Origin of the sequence: Vibrio glycogenivorans (assembly GCF_051660965.1) — a bacterium.
GTDB lineage: Bacteria > Pseudomonadota > Gammaproteobacteria > Enterobacterales > Vibrionaceae > Vibrio.
This window is the reverse complement of the sequence record NZ_JBPVIS010000002.1, coordinates 358,484-378,336: the sequence shown is the minus strand read 5'-3', so window position 1 is coordinate 378,336 and position 19,853 is coordinate 358,484. Positions and strand designations below refer to the sequence as shown.

Annotated in this window: 15 protein-coding genes and 1 other annotated feature; of the genes, 6 read left to right on the top strand and 9 right to left on the bottom strand. The window is 48.6% G+C overall.

Going from position 1 to position 19,853, the window contains the following annotated elements:
* Position 1: 1 nt before the first annotated feature.
* Together ACSTTG_RS06455 and ACSTTG_RS06450 are read right to left on the bottom strand one after the other, a co-directional pair.
* Positions 2-2,527, bottom strand: a complete 2,526-nt coding sequence (locus ACSTTG_RS06455; protein ID WP_438474172.1) for a metallophosphoesterase family protein — start codon at positions 2,525-2,527, stop codon at positions 2-4.
* Positions 2,528-2,882: 355 nt separating this feature from the next.
* Positions 2,883-3,530 (bottom strand): glutathione S-transferase family protein, encoded by a 648-nt coding sequence (locus ACSTTG_RS06450; RefSeq protein WP_438474171.1) that lies wholly within the window; start codon positions 3,528-3,530, stop codon positions 2,883-2,885.
* 123 nt (positions 3,531-3,653) lie between these two features.
* Between ACSTTG_RS06450 and ACSTTG_RS06445 the strand changes: the two genes are divergently transcribed.
* Complete coding sequence (locus tag ACSTTG_RS06445; protein WP_438474170.1) at positions 3,654-4,484, top strand: LysR family transcriptional regulator; 831 nt, start codon at positions 3,654-3,656, stop codon at positions 4,482-4,484.
* Positions 4,485-5,012: 528 nt separating this feature from the next.
* Here ACSTTG_RS06445 and add read toward each other — a convergent pair.
* On the bottom strand, positions 5,013-6,020 hold the full coding sequence (gene add, locus ACSTTG_RS06440) for an adenosine deaminase (protein WP_438474169.1): 1,008 nt from the start codon (positions 6,018-6,020) through the stop codon (positions 5,013-5,015).
* Positions 6,021-6,122: 102 nt separating this feature from the next.
* Between add and ACSTTG_RS06435 the strand changes: the two genes are divergently transcribed.
* Positions 6,123-7,082 carry a LysR substrate-binding domain-containing protein gene (locus ACSTTG_RS06435; protein ID WP_438474168.1) on the top strand — a complete coding sequence of 320 codons (960 nt, stop codon included), beginning with the start codon at positions 6,123-6,125 and terminating at the stop codon, positions 7,080-7,082.
* Positions 7,083-7,336: 254 nt separating this feature from the next.
* Here ACSTTG_RS06435 and ACSTTG_RS06430 read toward each other — a convergent pair whose 3' ends face one another.
* The 6 genes from ACSTTG_RS06430 to imuA form a co-directional block, all read right to left on the bottom strand.
* Positions 7,337-8,065 (bottom strand): CPBP family intramembrane glutamic endopeptidase, encoded by a 729-nt coding sequence (locus ACSTTG_RS06430; RefSeq protein ID WP_438474167.1) that lies wholly within the window; start codon positions 8,063-8,065, stop codon positions 7,337-7,339.
* 357 nt (positions 8,066-8,422) lie between these two features.
* Positions 8,423-8,815, bottom strand: a complete 393-nt coding sequence (locus ACSTTG_RS06425) for a cytidine deaminase family protein (protein WP_438474166.1) — start codon at positions 8,813-8,815, stop codon at positions 8,423-8,425.
* A gap of 241 nt (positions 8,816-9,056) precedes the next feature.
* Positions 9,057-9,656, bottom strand: a complete 600-nt coding sequence (trmY, locus tag ACSTTG_RS06420) for a tRNA (pseudouridine(54)-N(1))-methyltransferase TrmY (RefSeq protein ID WP_438458087.1) — start codon at positions 9,654-9,656, stop codon at positions 9,057-9,059.
* A 134-nt stretch (positions 9,657-9,790) separates the two neighbouring features.
* Positions 9,791-12,877, bottom strand: a complete 3,087-nt coding sequence (locus ACSTTG_RS06415) for an error-prone DNA polymerase (protein WP_438474165.1) — start codon at positions 12,875-12,877, stop codon at positions 9,791-9,793.
* Between the two features lie 45 nt (positions 12,878-12,922).
* A complete protein-coding gene (locus ACSTTG_RS06410) occupies positions 12,923-14,386 on the bottom strand; it encodes a Y-family DNA polymerase (RefSeq protein ID WP_438474164.1) in 1,464 nt (487 codons plus the stop codon).
* Positions 14,387-14,389: 3 nt separating this feature from the next.
* Entirely contained in the window at positions 14,390-15,067 is a 678-nt protein-coding gene (gene imuA, locus ACSTTG_RS06405; protein WP_438474163.1) for a translesion DNA synthesis-associated protein ImuA, read from the bottom strand.
* Positions 15,068-15,282: 215 nt separating this feature from the next.
* Positions 15,283-15,416: a sequence feature (His leader region), on the top strand.
* 51 nt (positions 15,417-15,467) lie between these two features.
* On the opposite strand from imuA, the gene hisG reads away from it, so the two are divergent.
* From hisG to hisB, 4 genes are all read left to right on the top strand, one after another.
* Positions 15,468-16,364, top strand: coding sequence for an ATP phosphoribosyltransferase (gene hisG, locus ACSTTG_RS06400; RefSeq protein WP_438458091.1), 897 nt, complete (start codon positions 15,468-15,470; stop codon positions 16,362-16,364).
* A gap of 4 nt (positions 16,365-16,368) precedes the next feature.
* Positions 16,369-17,667, top strand: coding sequence for a histidinol dehydrogenase (gene hisD / locus ACSTTG_RS06395; RefSeq protein WP_438458092.1), 1,299 nt, complete (start codon positions 16,369-16,371; stop codon positions 17,665-17,667).
* Positions 17,667-18,707, top strand: coding sequence for a histidinol-phosphate transaminase (hisC, locus tag ACSTTG_RS06390; protein WP_438474162.1), 1,041 nt, complete (start codon positions 17,667-17,669; stop codon positions 18,705-18,707). The genes hisD and hisC overlap by 1 nt, the downstream gene beginning before the upstream one ends.
* Positions 18,708-18,779: 72 nt before the next feature.
* On the top strand, positions 18,780-19,853 hold the full coding sequence (gene hisB, locus ACSTTG_RS06385) for a bifunctional histidinol-phosphatase/imidazoleglycerol-phosphate dehydratase HisB (protein ID WP_438474161.1): 1,074 nt from the start codon (positions 18,780-18,782) through the stop codon (positions 19,851-19,853).

Sequence of the window (19,853 nt, the reverse complement as noted above, 5' to 3'; positions counted from 1 at the left end):
ATTACTGTGCAAGTACTGCAGAGCCTTTACGTACCAGGGCAAATTTGCCATCTTGGTTCGACAAGAACCAAATCATGCGCGATTCAGGAACAACGCCATTGATTTTGTGGCGCTCAGTGTCGGTCAGGTTGGCAATTTCTGTTGGCAGGTAACTTCCGGCTTGCAAGTAGATGTCAGCAAACGGACGCCCTTTATCCAGTGAGCCTTCAGGGTAGGCTTGTGAAATCCATTGGCCACTGCTGTCGTCGTAGCGAGCAGGTTCAACTTCGTTGATCTCTACACCTTCAGGCACAATGAAACCGAGCGCGTAAAGGTCACCTTTGATGTCTTCAATGAAGCCGTCCATAGACTCATCGTCGTAACGAATACGATTAGAATCGAAACGGTGTTCATCAGTGACGTTCACACCAGCAGAGTTAAGGTGCACACCATCTTGCTGTTGTGTACCACTCACCATCAGTACATCGGTCAGGGTCTCGCTGCTCTCAGAATCCGCTAGGAAAGAGAAAGTTAGCAGCGTATCTTGGTTCATCGTGCGCGCTGAAATACCACCATTACCCTCACTGTCATAAGTATTGAAGGTGTAGTTGATGTAATTCAGCAGCTTGGCTTGAGTACCGGCATAACCCTTGTCTGCGTCAGCATTCAAATGGATCAGCCCAGTCTCAGCAGCGCTATTGAACTCACTATCAAGGATATAAGAGTGAGCGCCTTTCACCTTACTGTAACGGTCAATCAGCTTGAATGGGATATCATAATCAAATGCATCCCACTCTTCGTTAGCTTCATGCTCGTCTTGGATTGCTTGAGTATAGGTGTGCGGTGCTACATAGCCTGTGTACTCAATTAGGTTACCGCGAATATCGAAGATTGAGGCGTTCAAACCTACCGTATCAATGCCCGCCATAGTGTGACGAGATACCATTCTTTCATGAACGGCCTCATCATCATTCGAGTGGTGTGCACCAGCATGGTAGCGGGTGGTGTACTCTTTAAATGACGCGTTACCGCTGATCATGTGGTCAAAATACTCAACTGGAACGAGTTTTTGTAACTCATCCGCGACAGTGCGCTCTCGGTCTACTAGGATTGCCGAGCGAGAGTATTGGTGGTCGTGACCAGAAACGTAAGTGATATTATTGTCCGAGAAGAACTTCATCATCTCTTTCAATTTATCCGCGCCACCGGTAACAGGCCATTGAGCAATACTGCTCCAGTAACCATTGCGTCGGCGTCCAAACATCGGCTCGTGGGTAGAAATGAAGATATGGTCAACCTCGTCATGGTACTTTTCTACTAGAGATTGAATCCATGGGTAAGCGGTTAACCACGGGTTTTTCAGGTTTAGGTCGTTGCTATTGTTGTGTTTATAAACGTCAATACTGATAGCGAGGACATTTTTGTATTTATGCGCGTAGGTCAGGCCTTCGTAGCCCTCTAGGTGTTCCCCCCCTTCGGTCATAAAGTGGAGGTTTTCCTTAAAGATATTAGCGCCGCCAGACGGATCAGCGATAGAGATACTATTTTTCTCATGGTTACCGCGCACTGGTAGTATCGTTACATCGGTTTCATCGAGGTACTTTTCCATGATTCTGAGCCAGTTATCATATTCGTACTGGGTATTGCTGTTGGTCAAATCACCAACTGCGAGGACGAGATCAACACCTTGCTGTTTGTAAAAATTCATCAATCCATCTTGAAGGATCCAGGAGTTGTTGTCACCGCTGCCTTGGGTGTCTGGTACGACGCCCACTTTGACACGTTCTTCATTGCCATTAAGTGTTGCGGCGTACTGTCCTGCGGCATTAATGTGGTTATGTGCTCGCTTAGCGTAGTGGTGTGCGAGCGGTGCAAACTCATCAACCATCTCTGGCGTAACCAGGTCATATTGATCAAACTGGGCGTTGTCCTCGAGTGAGGCAATCACCTTGTTCATACCGGTGAGCGTTGACTCAGTCGTCCCTGCAACTGCTTGGTTAAAATAGCTAATCGCATAGCCAAGCTCATTCACCGAAGACCAGTTTTCATCAAGTTCGGTCATCGTCAGTACTTGCTCAGGTAAGTTTTGCATAAGGTTCTGATAGTCTTGGTAACCAAGGCCGTTATCCATCACCCAGCGCGAAATTCCGGTTGTGAAGGGGTTGATGATCAGCTCTTGGTTAGCGCCAGCCTCAATCAAAGCTGATAAGGTGTGCCCATTAAAGCTTGTCGTAAAGCTGCTATCATTTTGTGAGCCAGAGCGTGTTAACTGCCCTCCGGTTACCTCGATCAGATAAACTTCGCCTTCCTCTAGACCAAGGCCACCTTTGCCAGAAAAGACAAATTGCCCATTTTGTGCCGTAATAGTCTGAACAGAATGCTCGTCTTCAGAGAAGAGTTTTCGTGCCGTAACTTCGCCATTGACGACGAACTCACCGAGCGCAAAACCTGTAAGAGGCAGCAAAGGTTGGCTATCCTCTTTGTCTGAGTTTGAGCTGTTACAAGCTGTCAGTACTGCCATCGCCAATAAAGGCAACATAATACGCATGTTATACTCCAAATATTGAAAGATATTATTATTAATATGTCACTGGTTGATATTAATGACGGTGTTATTCAATAGGTGGCTTATGACAGAGATGTTGCAGGTAGCTTTTGTAGGGAAAACTTAATCAACCCAAAACAAACCAGTAAGAAAAGATTAACTCTATACTTTGTTTAGTGATTTAAGCTTAATGATGGTGAAATAATAGCGGTATATATCGCTAATTGATTTGAGTTAGCTTGGCAAAGCGGCTTCGAAGTCTTGAGCGTAAATTGAGGGCAACAGACGACAGATCTGAAGTGCACAGTTGAAACAGCGTCAGTTCCCCTCGGAGTTGATAACGATAAAGGTGATGGCGTTACAGTTCGACGCCCGCCTCATCTTCGGTCACTACGTCAAGCTCGGTGCGAGCTTCAGTCAACCAAGGCTGCAGCGCTTTACTGGCTAGCACTTTATCTTGGTAGGCTTTTGCACCGGGTGAGAGCGCTATGCCGTAGGTTTCAAAGCGCAATGCAACAGGTGCATACATAGCATCAGCGATGGACCACGCGCCAAACAACCACCCATCTGGGTAAGCATCGGCTTGCTCTGACCATAGCGCATCAATGCGAGCGATATCTTTTTGTGCCTGTTCACTCAGTTCCACTTTTCTGTGCGCGCGGATATTCATTGGTAGCTCATCTCGTAGTGCAAAAAATCCCGAGTGCATTTCGGCAGCAACGGCGCGGGCTTTAGCTCGCTCAGCCGGATGACTAGGCCAGGCCTTACCCTGCAAATACTGCTCGTTCACGTACTCTAAAATCGCCAGCGAGTCCCATACAGTGACATCGTTGTCGACAAGCGTGGGTACTTTGGCACAGGGTGTCACGTCCTCAAGAGCCGAGTAGAACTCGGGCGTGAACAGTTTGAGTTTGGTGACCTGAACATCGAGTTGGTAGTGAGAAAAGATCAGCCAAGCCCTAAGTGACCAGCTAGAGTAATTTTGATTGCCAATAAACAGTTGCATGTGAATCTCCATCTCTTTGAATTTGATTGCTTACCTGCCAAACAAATTAGCCTATTGTGTTTATCGCGACTAACGGATAGTTTTGATGGCACACATCAGAAAAAGCGATGGATACAGTTCAATATGGATATCGATGCGTTGCGCAGTTTTTTAGCGTTTATTGAGACTGGCAGTTTTACCCGTGCTGCTAAACAGATTAATCGTACCCAATCGGCGTTTAGTGCCCAGATGCGCAAGCTTGAAGACGAGCTGGGGGTGAGTTTGTTTGAGAAACGCGGCCGCAACCTGACTCTAAGTGAGGCAGGATTGGCTCTGCATTCGCACGCCGAGCAGTTGGTGAGCTTGCACAACCAAGCACTTAAAAATGTGAAGCGCTATGAGAACAAACGCCCGCTGCGTATAGGCTGCCCTGAGGATTATAACGACACCATTTTGCCCAAATTTATCGAGCTTGTGCGACAAGCTGAGCCCACGTGTTCGATTCAAGTGTACAGCGAGCCTAGCGTAATTCTTAGAGCGAAGTTGGATGAAGGTCAGTTGGATGCTGCGATTGTTACTCGCGCGCCCGATAGTGAGGAGGGCTACTGGATTTCGCGTGATAAAGGGGTATGGATCAGCCATCCAGATTTTCAGCCCAATACAGACAAACCGTTGCCACTGGCGCTATTTCAAACTGATTGCAAGTACCACGCTGCGGCCATCGATGGCCTGACCAAACGTGGCGTGTCCTACCAACTGGTTGCCTGCTGTAACACCGCATCAGCACAGCGAGCTATTGTGCGCTCAAAGATGGCTATTGGTGCGATGGGGCGGGTGAGTGTCAGCGAGGATCTGATTATTCTCGATAATATGCCACCGCTGCCGGCGGTGGATATTGTGCTTATTACCAGTGTTGATCCTCATCCGGTGTTGGATAAAGACTGTCTAGGGCAACTGGCCGAGCTGATGCCTTGATGAGTGTGGGGTTGACGCTGGCCTAGCCTTTCGCCTTGCACAAATTCGCGATAAATTTGTTGTTGATGTTCGAGCAATTTTGTCCGCGCTATTTATAGTAATTTTGCCATCAATGACTTTGCTAATGATATCGACAGTAAACTGAGATTTTGAATCCATCTAGAACATCCTTAGCACCCTTTAAAGCTGGTTTTGATTACTTTAAAAGGTGCGCTAATCCGTTCCGTCACTTTCCCTTGGTAATTAGCTTAACGACAAAATCGCTTGGTAATTAGCATACGACAGATTCGCTTGGTGATCACAAAAGATGACGACGCCAACCGCAACTGCTTTGGACAGAAACAATTTAGAATAAAAAATCTAATTAGCCGGAAGTAAGTAACTTAATCTCACCCGCCAGTATCAATTCTTATCTGCTCAAACAAATCCTGACTTGAGCGGATTTTTTAGCCGTCTGATAATCAATTTGGCTTTAAAACACTAGGTATACCACTACACATACAAGGTATACCTAGTATTAAGGCCGTTTTATGATAAAGCTATTTGATTCTTGAGTTCTAGCAAGTGCTGCTTAACTGCTTCTGACGCGAAAGAGTTATTTACACTGTAGGTGTATATCTTTGAATAGTCTTCTTTCGTCAATTGGAAGGTTTCGACGACCTTTTTGACCTCATCAGTCATCGTAGTTTGGGATACGGTTCTATTGTCCGTGTTGATCGTAACCACAATCCCGTCTTTGTAAAACTCACTAATAGGGTGTTCAGAAAATGCCTCGATGCATTTCGTGTGAACATTACTCGTTGGACAGATCTCTAAAGCAATCGCTTTGTCTTTTACAATCGAGTATGCCTCGCTGTGATCTTTCATATGAACGCCGTGACCAATGCGTTCTGCATCAAGCATAGTAACGGCATCATAAACATTCTGACCGCACCACTGTTCGCCAGCATGAATGGTTAACCGATAGCCTTGATCCACGGCATACTGAGTAAACTCTGGGAAATCAGCACAGAAATTTGGGCGCTCGCCACCAGCAACATCAAATGCGACAACGCCATTGTTTAGCCAAGGAACACCAGCATCGATAACCGCTTTGATTTTATCTTGAGGCATATCTCTCAGCACAGACAGAATGTAGTTACCGTGAATGTTGTAGATTGCTTCTGCTCTCTTCATTCCGCTGACAACACTTTCAATAATGTCGGAAATACTTAATCCCAAGTGTTGGTGCAGCAATGGACCAAATCGCACTTCGAGATACTTTACGTTTTCATTGGCAGCATCTTCGAATAACTCAAATGAAATACGCTCTAATGAATCCTTCGTTTGCATAACCTTTATCGGTAAATCGAAGCAATCAATGTACTCATCAAGGTTCTGACAGTCTTCAGGTGCGGATAACGAGTTGATTACTGCCTCTTTATCTTCAGGCATTGCAAAGCCTTGCTTTACTGCAAGTTCAAATACGGTTTCTGGCCTAACGCTGCCATCTAAATGGCAATGGAGATCAATCTTGGGAAGGGCTAAATAGTTCATATATCTCGATCTAACTTGTGGATTCTCAGGCTAATCTATCCAAATCATTGTATGATTAGAATTGACGATATTTCCAAGAAGCTATGAACCTAAGGAATAATAGTGCTTAACGTTGATACCCTCCTAAAATGCGATATGAATTTACTGCTCTGCTTTCAAGTACTCATAGAAGAGCAAAACGTCAGCCGCGCGGCAGAGCGGTTATATCTATCGCAATCTGCTGTCAGCAAACAACTCACTCGGCTTCGTACATGGTTCAACGATCCTCTATTCGAACGTTCTGCCAAAGGTTTGTTACCCACCCCGAAAGCCCTACTCCTTGCACCGCAGATACAAAAAATCCTGCTACAAGTTGAAATGTTAAGCTTGGACAAGGACTTTGCGCCTTGCGAGAGTACGCGCTCGTTCCAACTAGAACTCGTCGAAACGGCATACAACTCGATTTATCCAAACATCGCGGTAGAAGCCTTAGCCCAAGCACCAAAGGTCGCTTTAAAAACAAAGACATGGAATGAGGCTACGTTTGAGCGTTTGTTAAAGCGAGAGATTGATTTTGGTATCGGCATGGTTGAGTTTGACGAAAGAGCGAAGCCTCAAGTGCATCACCTACCTAAAGACTTAGAATGCGTTGAGGTGATGCGAGACCATGCTGTCTGCCTTATGCGCCCCGATCATCCTGCGTTAACACTGGAATGGGAACTATCAACATTCCTACAGTTTCGTCATATACATGTGATTACTGGTGGCGTGGGAAGTTGGCTTCTGTTTGATCTTCTCAACAACAATGAAATACAGCTTGATGTCGCCTTAAACGTGCCAGATTTAGGCAGCGCAGTCACTGTGTGCCAAGAGAGTGATCTTATTATGTGCTACCCATACAGCGCAGTAAAGAAAATCATCGAAGAAGGTATTTTAGTCACCAAGCCTATACCAATACGCCTAGAACCTGGCGCGTTGTTTCTATTTTGGCACAAGTACTTTAATACCGATCCTAGCCATACGTGGCTAAAAGATTTGATCGTTGAACGTTGCAGCGTTATCAACGGTAAAAATGCAGATTAGAAAAGTGAGAAAGGTATCCATAAATATAACTCGATGGCTAAACGTGCGGTCTCGAAAAGGGGCAAAGGTGATTTAGGCAACCGAGAAGGATTTCTTCCTGGTTGCCAGCACGGAATGGGGCATTTCTGAGTTATGAAGTGCCCGCCGCGAAGGCTTTGGACAAAAGTGAGTCAGTGGTTTTGCTAAATTAGCATTTGACGGATAATCTGAGGTATTGCGAATCCTCTTATAAATTGGCCAAAAAAACTCATCCACTACACTTGTTGAACATGCTCTTGAATACGATATGCATACACAAACTCAATTAAGTTGAGAGCAAGGTGCGCGGTAAAAGGAGCAACGATGCTGCCCGTCTGGTAGTACAGGCCAGCAAAGATACCTCCCGCAACAACACCTGTAAGTACCATGTACCAAACACCTCCAGCCCAATGTAACAGGCCAAAGAACAAGCAACTCAACACTATAGCCCCTGTTATACCCAGGTGCGATTCGATCGTCGAAATAGCAATACCGCGGTAAAGTGTTTCCTCAACCAGAGGTGCTAATATGACATTCGCAACAAAGAACAACCCAATGCTTCCTGATACCACCGTCAACACCGAACCAGGCGGAACATAGTCCCCAAATGTGCGCTGTAAGACCTCAAGAAAAGGCGCTAACCAATAAATGTAGGCTAGTGCAAGCAACGCACCCACAAATACTCCGAGCACAGCATCGCTAAGGGTTTTGCTAAACCCTGATATACTCCACACCTCGTTGATTTTAGGCGCTAACAACGCCATTAAAATAAAGAGACACGAGAGTACTCCAAGTAAGATATGTGGCATATACGTTGGGACTTGAACTGGAATTTTTGATGCGGGAACGCCTTGCACACTTAGCCATACTGAAACCCCAACAAACCCTACAAAGAACAGCATAGGGCCAGCAGTAAGCAGCGCCCAAAGCTTGAACGGAATCTCAATAATCTGCTGAAAAATCATACTCTCCTCCCTGAAAGCCTAACAATTTACTAGCATGTGCGGTCACTTTCTTCGAAGAGCACGCGATGAACAATCTATCATTATGTAATTGATTATAAATAATTTTATTATGTGTGCTTTGACTGGCTTACGCAAACACGCCCATGCGTGTTGTTTTGGTACCCTTTGCACACCATTAAGACGACCATTTAGTGAAAAAGATCTGACCATATTTGATGATAATCAGATTAGAAAACCTGAAGCGATCTGGGGTATTGTCTCGCGAGCTGCATTAAGGCGAGACACGAAAAGGGGCAATCTCGGTTTAGCACACTGGTCAAACCGTTACCTCAGATTAGAAAAGTATGTATTGAAACCCTAATCTTTTGATGGTCTGTTCCCCCACCAATGTGGCATGAGCTCTTTAAGCTTTAGGAACGAACCATCCATGTCAGTGAGGAGCGTTAATTCAGCATTTTGGGGATGTAACTGCATCAGGAGTTCCTGGCAAGCGCCACATGGAAGAATTACGTCACTACCTTTAATACAAACAAGCTTTGTTATATGAAACTCGCCTTCCGTTACCATCGCACCGATTGCATTCCTTTCTGCACATATACCTAACGAGCAGGAAGTGTCGATGCACACGCCAACAAACAATCTACCAGATGATGTTTCAATCGCCGAAGAGACCTGGCCGCAACTCACTTTGCCACTAAACTGCTGCTTTCTTAATTTTGACTGTGCTAAATCAATGAGTCTTTGAAACATTCGCGTAATCCTCTAAACGACGTAACAAGAATAAAACGGCTGAGCGTATGAAAATCACCCGTACGTTCTGAGCGCCAAGATATTCGGATTAGCATAATTCAGTCAAGTAGCTTCACTTTGAAATGCGATGTTAAAGTATCGAAACAAAGAAAGGGGCACTTTTGAGTTTTGAAGTGCCCATTGATGATGGTATTAGGCTTTAAGCTGGGGCATAAACTCAATATGCTGACTTCACAGAGAGCTACCCTCGACGATCAAATTCGTTATGAATCAGCACCACACACTGAGATGCAAACAGCATTTGTGGTCCGAGGCTGATCTTCTGCGTGCCTAAACGCTTTAAGCTATTCCAGCTCTTTTTCGGCATTGGGATATGGTCGGTTAAGATAAAACAGGCGTTACCATCAAAGGGTTCGTCACGAATGTCGGTGCCCTTTTTATCCAGGAGGTAGAGGGTGTAGTCCTCAGCTAGGCGCTGGACTAATCTTTCAAAACTGATGGTTTCAACACTCAAGCCGCCGCTGACATTGCGCGATTCCTCTTTCTTCATACCGACTGAGTGCTCTAGTGCTTTTGTGATTAAAGCAATCAAAGCCGACTCATGAAAGCCACCAATATCGCGCAGCTCTGAGGATTCAAAACGAATAGTGCGAGAGAAATCTGTGGTGCTCTCAATCACGAGATAGACGGTCACATCATCACGATGAGATTGAGCGGTGAAAATCGCGTTCATCAACACATGAGCGAGGATTTCAGAATGCGCATCAGCACCAACTCCAGCAACAAACGTTTTTGGGTCAGTCGACGCGGCGCGAGCGCGGACAACAAAGGCTTTATTCATAAATAACCACCAATTAGAAAAGGTCGTCTTTATATAACGATTTGCTAGGCGATGTCTATCGAAGGATGGATATATCTACGTTTGTGTAGTCGCCTAACCCTTGCCTGACTGGCTAAGGGTAATGACGGCATGAATTAATGAAACTCGCGTGACGGACTATCGAGTTTGCCTAATCGGTCACTTAGGTCAATCAAACGCCCAGCAATAATGTGGGTCACTTCGCCCTCGCGCTCCAAGATACCTTTGACCATCAGCACTTTCGCCGTGAGATAGGCTTGCTTCTGTGCTTGCGCAGTGGCCTTCCACACCACGACGTTGATATTGCCGGTATCGTCCTCTAGGGTGAAAAACGTCACGCCTCCAGCGGTGCCTGGGGATTGCTTACCAGTGACAATACCGACCACACTGACTAAAGACTTGTGTTCGCGCTGGATAAGCTCCGTCATGCGGGTGAACCTTGGTAGTAGGCGCGCTTCATCCAGCAAAGTGATGGGGTGTTTGCCAAGCGAAAGCCCGGTCACGCTGTAATCTTCAATCACATCTTCCATCTCAGATGGGGAGGATGGCAATAGCTCATCGTACTCATCGAGGTTAGCAAACAAAGGCAGATCAGAGAGGTTATCCATCATCTGCCAGCGGGTAGCGTAGCGATGCTCGGCAAAGCTTTGCATAGCGTTGGCAGAGGCGAGGGCATTGAGATCCTTTTGGCTGAGGCCAATATGCTTGAGTTGACGGGTATGGTGATACCCCTCGTTTGGTCGCTGTGATACCACGAGCTCAGCTCCTTCCGCGCTGAGTCCTTTGATGATCCTTAGACCAAGACGAATCGCGCCGGTAGGGCCTATATTTTCAAGACGTTGGTCATCGAGGTGATGGTCATAAGTGGATTGATTGACGCAAGCGGGAAGTACCTCAATACCGTGACGCTTCGCATCTTGCAGCAACTGCGAGGCACTGTAAAACCCCATGGGTAGGCTATTAAGTAGCGAGGAGTAAAACGCGCTTGGGTAGTGGAATTTTAGCCATGCAGAGCAGTAGGCGAGCACGGCAAATGAGGCCGAGTGGCTTTCCGGGAAGCCGTATTCGCCAAAGCCGCAGATTTGCTGAAACAGTTGACGGGCAAAGGTTTCTTGATAGCCGCGTGCCTTCATGCCATCAATCAGCTTTTGCTCAAACTTGGCCAGATTGCCATTTTTCTTCCAGGCCGCCATCGCTCGGCGCAGTTGATCCGCCTCACCACCACTAAACCCGGCCGCGACCATAGCTAGTTTGATCACCTGCTCTTGAAAGATAGGCACGCCCATGGTTCGAGACAGCACTGATTTGACCTCCTCTGAAGGGTAGGTGACAGGTTCGAGCCCATTGCGTCTTTTAAGAAAAGGGTGAACCATGTCGCCCTGGATAGGGCCGGGGCGGACGATGGCGATCTGGATCACTAGATCGTAATAACAACGGGGTTTGAGTCTGGGTAACATACTCATCTGCGCGCGTGACTCAATCTGGAATACACCCACGGTATCGGCTTTTTGGATCATGGCGTACACGCCAGGGTCGTCATGTCGACGGGTAATATCGGCAATACTGAGTGTGGTACCATAGTGCTTTTCGACTAGCGTAAAGCATTTTCGGATGGCAGTTAGCATGCCTAACGCCAGCACGTCGACCTTGAGCAGCCCCAAGCTTTCCAGATCATCCTTATCCCACTGGATCACGGTGCGCTCGTGCATGGCGGCATTTTCGACCGCAACCAATTCGTACAGTGGACCTGACGAGATCACAAAGCCCCCCACGTGTTGAGAAAGGTGACGAGGAAAGCCCAATATCTCGTTAACCAAACGAATAAACTGCTCACCCTTGAGGCTTTTAGGGTCAAGGCCAAGCTGGATAATTTGCGCTTGCCAGCCTGATTTGCGATCGCGGCGATCCACGTTCTTGATAAAGTAGTCTAGCTGGGTTTCGTTGATCCCAAGTGCCTTACCAACATCTCGTACTGCGCTTTTAAACCGATAGGAGATCACTGTGGCCGCCAGCGCAGCACGTGCGCGGCCGTATTTCTGATAGATGTACTGGATCACTTCTTCTCGGCGCTGATGCTCAAAGTCGACATCAATATCGGGCGGCTCATTACGCTCTTTACTGATAAAACGTTCGAACAATACCGAGATCTGGCGTGGGTCGACCGAGGTGATTTCGAGGCAGTAGCACACCACCGAGTTGGCGGCTGAGCCGCGCCCTTGATAAAGGATGCCTTGCTGCTTGGCGAACATCACCAAGTCATGAATGGTGAGAAAGTAATAGGGGTAATCGAGCTCCTCAATAAGCTCGAGCTCTTTATCAATTGTGGCATTAATCGTTGCAGGTATGCCTTCAGGGAAGCGTAATTGCTTTCCGTACTCAACCAGTTGTCTTAGGTGAGTCATTGCCGTCAAACCATCCGGAACCAACTCACTAGGATATTCGTATTTGAGTCTGTCTAAGCGAAAGTCGCAGCGCTGAGCAATATGCTGAGCTTGCTGGAGCCACTCATTGCGGTAAAGGCGAGTGAGCTTATCGTAGCTGCGCAGGGCTTGCTCGCTATTGGGGGTTAAGCTGTGCCCAAGCTGATCCACCGCGCAGCCATGCTTGATGGCAGTAAGGGTGTGCTGCAGGGGCTGGCGACTGGTCTCGTGATAGAGCACGCCACCACAGGCGGTGATGGGCAGTTGCCACTCGGCGGCAAGCTGCTCACAGTGCTCGATATATTGGATCTCATCATGCTTAAGGTGGCGGATCACACCGAGCCAGAGACGCTGAGCGTGGCGCTGGTGGAGCCATTTGGCCCAGTGTTGATCGCTTGAGTGATGACGAGGCAGCCAGATGATCAGGCAGTGCTTGATACTCATCAGATCCCACTCCGAGAGTTGATACTCGCCTTTTTCGGCACGGCGCCGCGCATTGGTGATGATCCGACAGAGTTCCGCATAGGCCTGACGATTAGGGCACAGCAGCACGACTTGGCACTCTTGATTAAGCCAAAACATGCTGCCAACGATCTGTTTAATTGGCAACTGATACTGCTTGATGGCGCTGTGAGCGCGCACAACGCCCGCCACAGAGCACTCATCGGTGATAGCGATCGCCTCGTAGCCAAGCTTTGCCGCTTGGAGAACCAGCTCTTCGGGGTGTGAAGCACCGGTAAGAAACGAGAAATTGCTCTGACAGAACAGCTCAGAATAAGACATCGTACTAAAAACAAATAGGACCTAAAACCAATAACCAAATAACGCTTAACTAAAATAGCCGTGCAAAAACCACAGCTTCTGCTCGGTGCGATACACCCAGAGCCATTGGCCTTGTGCAGATTGAGCAATAAAATAGTCACGAGTCACCTCATCGCCGTCCCACCAGCCGCTGACAATCCGTTCTGGGCCATGGATCAGCTCAACTTTATCTTGCAAAGGCGTGGGTGGGGAAACCAAGCGAGTAGGCCTCAGGCGCGATATGATTGTGCTGTCATTGCTTGCCTTGGCTTGCAGCTTTTCTTGTTGGTTTGCTGGCACAAACTGAGTCGCTCTCTCTGGACGATGATCGGCTCTCGCCACTGGGCTTAGGACGCTTTCGGTGCCAAGCTTTGCCTGCAGAAGAGCAATCAGATCGTGTCGATTGGCTTGCCCCTTATCACCCTCAAAGATATCAATGTAGTGCTGATTAGCTTGTCCAGTACGCACGGCTTCTAGGGTTAACTGGTAGACAGGTGCGCTGAGTGATAGCGACTCAAGCGATAACTCACACAGCTTAAGCCACTTTTCAAAGCGCGAATCTCCACCTCCGGAGGTAAAGGTGATACTTTCTGGCTCATGGTCACGCTGATGCAAGGTCAGGCAAAGCTCGTAGGCGACCTGGTTGCGTAGAGTTAAAAAATCATCGAGCTGTTTTAGCAGGCGCGTAAGAGGGCGCAATAACCACTGAGTGTTTTCGATGTCATAGAGCAGCTCAAGGCTGTGGACGAAACGCTCAGGGGGCTGGAAGTAGTCCAGCGGATGCGATAGCTCGCCAAGTAGCCGACCAAGATAGTTGACAAGGTCGATGTTAAATCGCCGCGCCACTTCTTTAAGGGGTAATTTGAGCAGGCTGCTAAAATCGCGGATGCCAACGCGCTGGAGCTGTTCAACCTGCTTGCAGTCAAGCTCGCTCGCTGGCAAAGGTTGTGAAGATAGACGATTGAGAAGCGCTTCTCGGCAGTCGGTGATCAGGTTTGTCCCTTGTTTGGCGAGCAGCATGGCACAATACGGGGAAAAACCACTGGCAAATTGATAGCTAATAGCATGGTGCTCAAGTTGGTGCTGGACAGCCTGCCAAAAGCCGTGAAGGTCGCTATAAAGCGCCAGCATATGACTGGCTTTAAGTAGCAGTCCATTGGGCGGGTAGAGCACCATATCGGAGGTGACCAGATACAGCCACTGAGCAATAGTATCTAGCTGGTGTTGCTCTATTGTCTCATCATAAGGGTGAACATTCAGCGCCGAGCAAAGTGCCGAGGCGCTGCCGAGCCCCATACCCAGACTAATGCCATAGTCGGCCGCCTTATCATCCATTTGCACGATGTGGTGGTGACGCGTATCCACCACGATGGTAGCCAATTCATCGGTAATATCCGCTGACGGCTCTTCACTGGCGTTACTCTGGTGTAACTCGGTGAATAGGCTATCGAGCTGCAAGCGCGGAAAATGCAGATAAATCCAAGCTGACATAGCTTACCCCTGTTTGCGAAGCGGGAAAGGCAGCACATGCGCCGGGCGCACTTTGCTGGCCAGTTGCGGCCAGTGGGAGCGAAAATCAACCACAACGGGTTTTCTCGACCAACCGCCTTTCTGCTTGGTAATGGTAATAGATAGACCTTGCGGCGCTGGGCTTAACGTCATACTGAGATTGACCGGCAGTGAGAAACTGCGCTGCATATCTTGAGTGAATAAAAATTGAATGGCATTGCCTTGCTCTGCGGCGACTTGTAATCTGCGTGCCTGATGGACCTCCATCTGCTCAAGCCAAGTGATCACATGACTGCAGGCACCGCTTTTTAGGCACTGCTCACTGGCCCAGAGTAGCGAATTTGGGTCATCATGATTGATCACTAGCAGTTGTGAGGCCTCAATCCCCATCGCGCTAAAAGATTCTAGGCACAGTTGGTCAGGTAGCCCAACTAGCGCAATCAAGCGCTGCTGCGAGGCTGCCGCGAGGTGAGGTTGCAGTAATCTGAGCTCACCAATACCGAGCGGTGAGACGAGCTCAACCACGCCATTATTGGGATAGCCGCCAGCTAACTCGCGATCGAGTAATTCAAACCCAGAGCTGGTTCGGTCAATCTCGGCCGGTTGTTGACTGCCTTGCCACAGCCACTGTTTGTCTTTTAGGTTGGAGATGAGTTCATGCATAATAAGATACCTGTATATTTGTACAGTATATTCACTTAAGTTAAGACTGCAAGTGCCGCGTTGGCAAATCAGTGCGATGTGGCGAGAGAGTAAACAAAAAGGAAATTGGAAAAAGTTGTAATTAACGGTTGAAAATTAGTTTCAGCTTAGTTAGTGTGAACACCATAGTGTTAAGGAAAAGAACTCATAGTTATGCGTACATACGGAATGAAAATCCATCATCACCATCACCCATTTTAGTCTTTCGGGCGATGTACGCGTATCCGGGAGACAGGTAGCTCCCGGTGGTTTGAATCTCATACTAACAAGATACCAACCCTCGGGAGACCAACATCTCTCGAGGGTTTTTTGCTTTTTATCAGGTTTAAAAATTTTAAAGATATAGAAACAGGGAATAGTCATGACAGCACAGCGTTTAAGAATTGCGATTCAAAAGAAAGGCCGCCTAAGCAAAGAGAGCCAAGAGCTACTCAAAAAATGTGGCGTGAAATTTAACGTGATGGGTGAGCGTTTGGTGGTTCACTCACTGAACATGCCAATCGACCTGTTGTTAGTACGTGACGACGATATCCCAGGTCTGGTCATGGACGGCGTGGTTGACCTTGGCTTTATCGGTGAAAACGAGCTTGAAGAGGTGCGCCTAGACCGCAAAGCCCTAGGTGAGCCGTGCGAGTTCGTTACGCTGCGCCGCATGGACTTTGGTGGCTGTCGTCTATCTATCGCGATTGACAAAGACGCTGAATATAACGGCCCGCAAGATCTAGCGGGTAAACGTATCGCTACCACCTACCCACAACTGCTTAAGGCTTACATGGATGAGCAAGGGGTGCCTTTCTCGACGTGTATGCTGACTGGCTCTGTAGAAGTTGCGCCGCGCGCTGGTCTGTCTGATGCGATTGCTGATTTGGTATCGACGGGTGCGACCCTTGAGGCCAATGGTCTTAAAGAAGCAGAAGTCATCTTCCAATCGAAAGCAACGCTGATTCAACGCACGGGTGAATTTGACGCTGATCGTCAAGCACTGATCGAGAAATTACTGACTCGCATGCAGGGCGTGCAACAGGCCAAAGAGTCGAAGTACATTATGCTTCACGCGCCGGTTGATCGTCTTGATCAAGTCAAAGCCTTGCTGCCTGGCGCCGAAGATCCAACCGTGCTACCACTTTCAAGCGACAAGGATAAGGTTGCCGTACACCTGGTGAGCACCGAGAACCTGTTCTGGGAAACCATGGAGCAGCTCAAAGAGCTAGGTGCAAGCTCAATCCTAGTGCTACCAATTGAAAAGATGATGGGGTAAGACGATGAGAACAGTTGTATGGCCATCACTGAGTGAGCAGCAGCAAGATGCGATCCTTGAGCGCCCAGCGATCACCGAAGGGGCGAACATTACCGCCGCCGTGACTGAGGTGATTGCTAAGGTGCGAAGCGAAGGAGATGCGGCGCTGCTTGAGCTGACCGAGAAATTTGATCGCGTTAAGCCTGAGTCGATTCGCGTCAGCGATGAAGAAATAGAGCAGGCGTCGGCGCGTCTTTCAGACAAAATGAAGCAGGCGCTTGAGCAAGCGTACGCTAATATCGCCAAGTTCCACCAAGCACAAAAGCCACAGCCACTGCGAGTAGAAACTCAGCCAGGTGTGGTATGTGAGCAGGTGACGCGTCCGATTAACAAGGTCGGGTTGTATATTCCTGGTGGCAGCGCGCCACTACCATCAACGGTACTGATGTTGGGTGTGCCGGCGCAGATCGCTGGTTGTCGCAAAGTGGTATTGTGCTCACCACCGCCAATTGCTGATGAGATCTTGTATGTCGCTAAGCTGTGTAATATCGATGAGGTTTACAATGTTGGCGGCGGACAAGCGGTAGCGGCGATGGCCTATGGCACCGAAACCGTCAGCAAAGTGGATAAGATCTTTGGCCCAGGCAACGCTTATGTGACCGAGGCTAAACGTCAGGTGAGCAACGATTTTCGCGGCGCAGCCATCGATATGCCAGCGGGTCCTTCTGAGGTGTTGGTATTGGCCGATGAAAGTGCAGACCCTGATTTTATTGCGGCGGACCTCCTCTCTCAAGCTGAGCACGGCCCAGACTCTCAAGTGGTTCTCGTCACGCCATCGCCAATCATTGCTGACCAAGTCACCGATGCGGTGCAGCGCCAATTAGCTGAGCTGTCGCGCGCCGATATCGCGCAGAAAGCACTGGCATCAAGCCTGATCATTATCTCAGAGTCTCTAACTCAAGCAGTCTCTATCTCGAACTACTACGGCCCTGAGCACCTGATTGTCCAGACCAAAAATCCACGTGAGCTACTTCCGCTATTGGATAATGCCGGCTCGATCTTCCTTGGTGATTGGTCGCCAGAGTCAGCCGGTGATTATGCCTCAGGGACTAACCATGTGCTGCCAACCTATGGTTACACGCGTACATACTCAAGCCTAGGTTTAGCAGACTTTAGCAAGCGTATGACAGTGCAAGAGTTGTCTAAGCAAGGTCTATTGGAGCTTGCGCCAACGGTGGTGACCATGGCGGAGGCAGAAGGCTTGGACGCGCACAAACGCGCGGTAACGATTCGAGTTGAAAAGCTCAGTCAAGGAGAGGCGTAATGGAACAACTAGCCAGAAAGCAGGTACAGGCATTGACGCCTTATCTCTCTGCGCGCCGCATTGGTGGCTCGGGAGACGTGTGGCTTAATGCCAATGAGTCTCCGTTTGATAATCAGTACAGCACCGATTTTGCTCGCCTTAATCGTTACAGCGAGTGTCAGCCGAAAGAGCTTATCGAAGCCTATGCTTCTTATGCGGGCGTGAAGCCAGAGCAAACGCTCACTTCTCGCGGCGCCGATGAAGGAATTGAGCTGTTGATCCGCGCATTTTGCGAGCCGGGTGAGGACGCGATCCTTTACTGTCCTCCGACCTATGGCATGTATGCCATCAGCGCTGAAACCATCGGTGTTGAGCGTAAAACCGTGCCACTCACCGCAGACTGGCAGTTAGATCTCGATGGCATCGCGCAAAACCTAGATAACGTCAAGTTGGTGTTTGTCTGTAGTCCGAATAACCCAACTGGGAATCTAGTTGAGCGTGACGATATCATTACTCTGTTGGAGATGACCAAAGATCGTGCAATCGTGGTGATGGACGAGGCGTACATTGATTTTTGTCCTGAGGCGTCAACGGTCGATTTGCTCGCTAAGTATCCGAACCTAGCCATCCTGCGCACCCTGTCTAAGGCGTTCGCGCTTGCCGGTTTGCGCTGTGGTTTTACCCTCGCGAATGAGGCGCTGATTAATGTGCTGCTTAAGGTTATTGCGCCATATCCAGTGCCGATTCCAGTGACTGATATTGCGACCCAAGCCTTGTCTGAGCAAGGGCTCGATCGCGCCCGCAGTCAGGTCGCTGAACTGAATGCCAACCGCGACTATCTGCAGGCAGCACTGAGTGAACTAAGCGATTTGCAGGTGTTTGCCGGCTGGGGTAACTATCTACTGGTGAAATTTAATCAAGGCGATGCGCTATTTAAGGCTGCGTGGGATAACGGTATTATCTTACGTAATTCGCCAATTGAGGACTGTGTCCGCATCAGCATCGGTAGTCGCGAGGAGTGTGACAAGACACTCAGCTTTATCCGCAACTACTACAGCTAAATAACAGCTAAAGAATACAGCGGCTTGGCGAGTACACAGGCCAAGCCGAAAAATTGAAATAAGGAAGTTTGAGTGAGCAAGCAACAAAAAATTCTGTTTATCGATCGAGATGGCACCTTGATTGAAGAGCCACCGGTGGATTTTCAGGTCGACCGATTGGATAAGCTAAAGCTAGAGCCTTTGGTCATCCCGAGCCTACTTGCCCTGCAAGACGCAGGCTATCGTCTGGTGATGGTCACTAATCAAGACGGCTTGGGCACCGACAGCTATCCACAGCAAGACTTTGATGCGCCTCATAATATGATGATGGCGATCTTTGAGTCTCAGGGCATTAAGTTTGATGATGTGCTGATCTGCCCGCACTTCGAACACGAAAACTGCTCATGCCGCAAGCCAAAGCTTGGCTTGGTTAAAGAGTATCTGCAAGCCGGTAAGGTGGACTTTCAGCAATCGGCAGTGATTGGTGATCGCGAGACGGATCTGCAACTGGCTGAGAATATGGCTATCCGCGGCATCCAGTACAATCCACAAACCATGGGTTGGGCGCAAATTCTTAAAGATCTGACCGTGAAAGCACGCACCGCTGAGGTGGTTCGTACCACCAAAGAGACCGATATCAAGGTGTTTGTTAACCTCGACGAGCAGGGCGGCAATGAGATTGTCACCGGTTTGGGCTTTTTTGACCACATGCTGGATCAGATTGCGACCCACGGCGGCTTCCAGATGAAGTGTCAAGTCGAGGGCGATCTGCATATTGATGATCACCACACGGTAGAAGACACCGCATTGGCACTTGGTCAGGCGCTAAAAGATGCGCTCGGTGATAAGCGTGGTATTGGTCGCTTTGGCTTTAGCCTACCGATGGATGAGTGTCTGGCGCAATGTGGCCTGGATCTCTCTGGCCGCCCATACCTCAAGTTCGATGCCCAGTTTAGCCGCGAGATGGTGGGCGACCTGTCTACTGAGATGGTCGTGCACTTCTTCCGTTCACTGACGGATACGCTGGCGTGTACCTTGCACCTCTCATCAACGGGCAGCAATGATCACCACATCATCGAGAGCCTGTTTAAAGCCTTTGGCCGCACCTTGCGTCAGGCGGTGAAAGTTGAAGGCAATGAGCTGCCGAGCAGCAAGGGCGTATTGTAA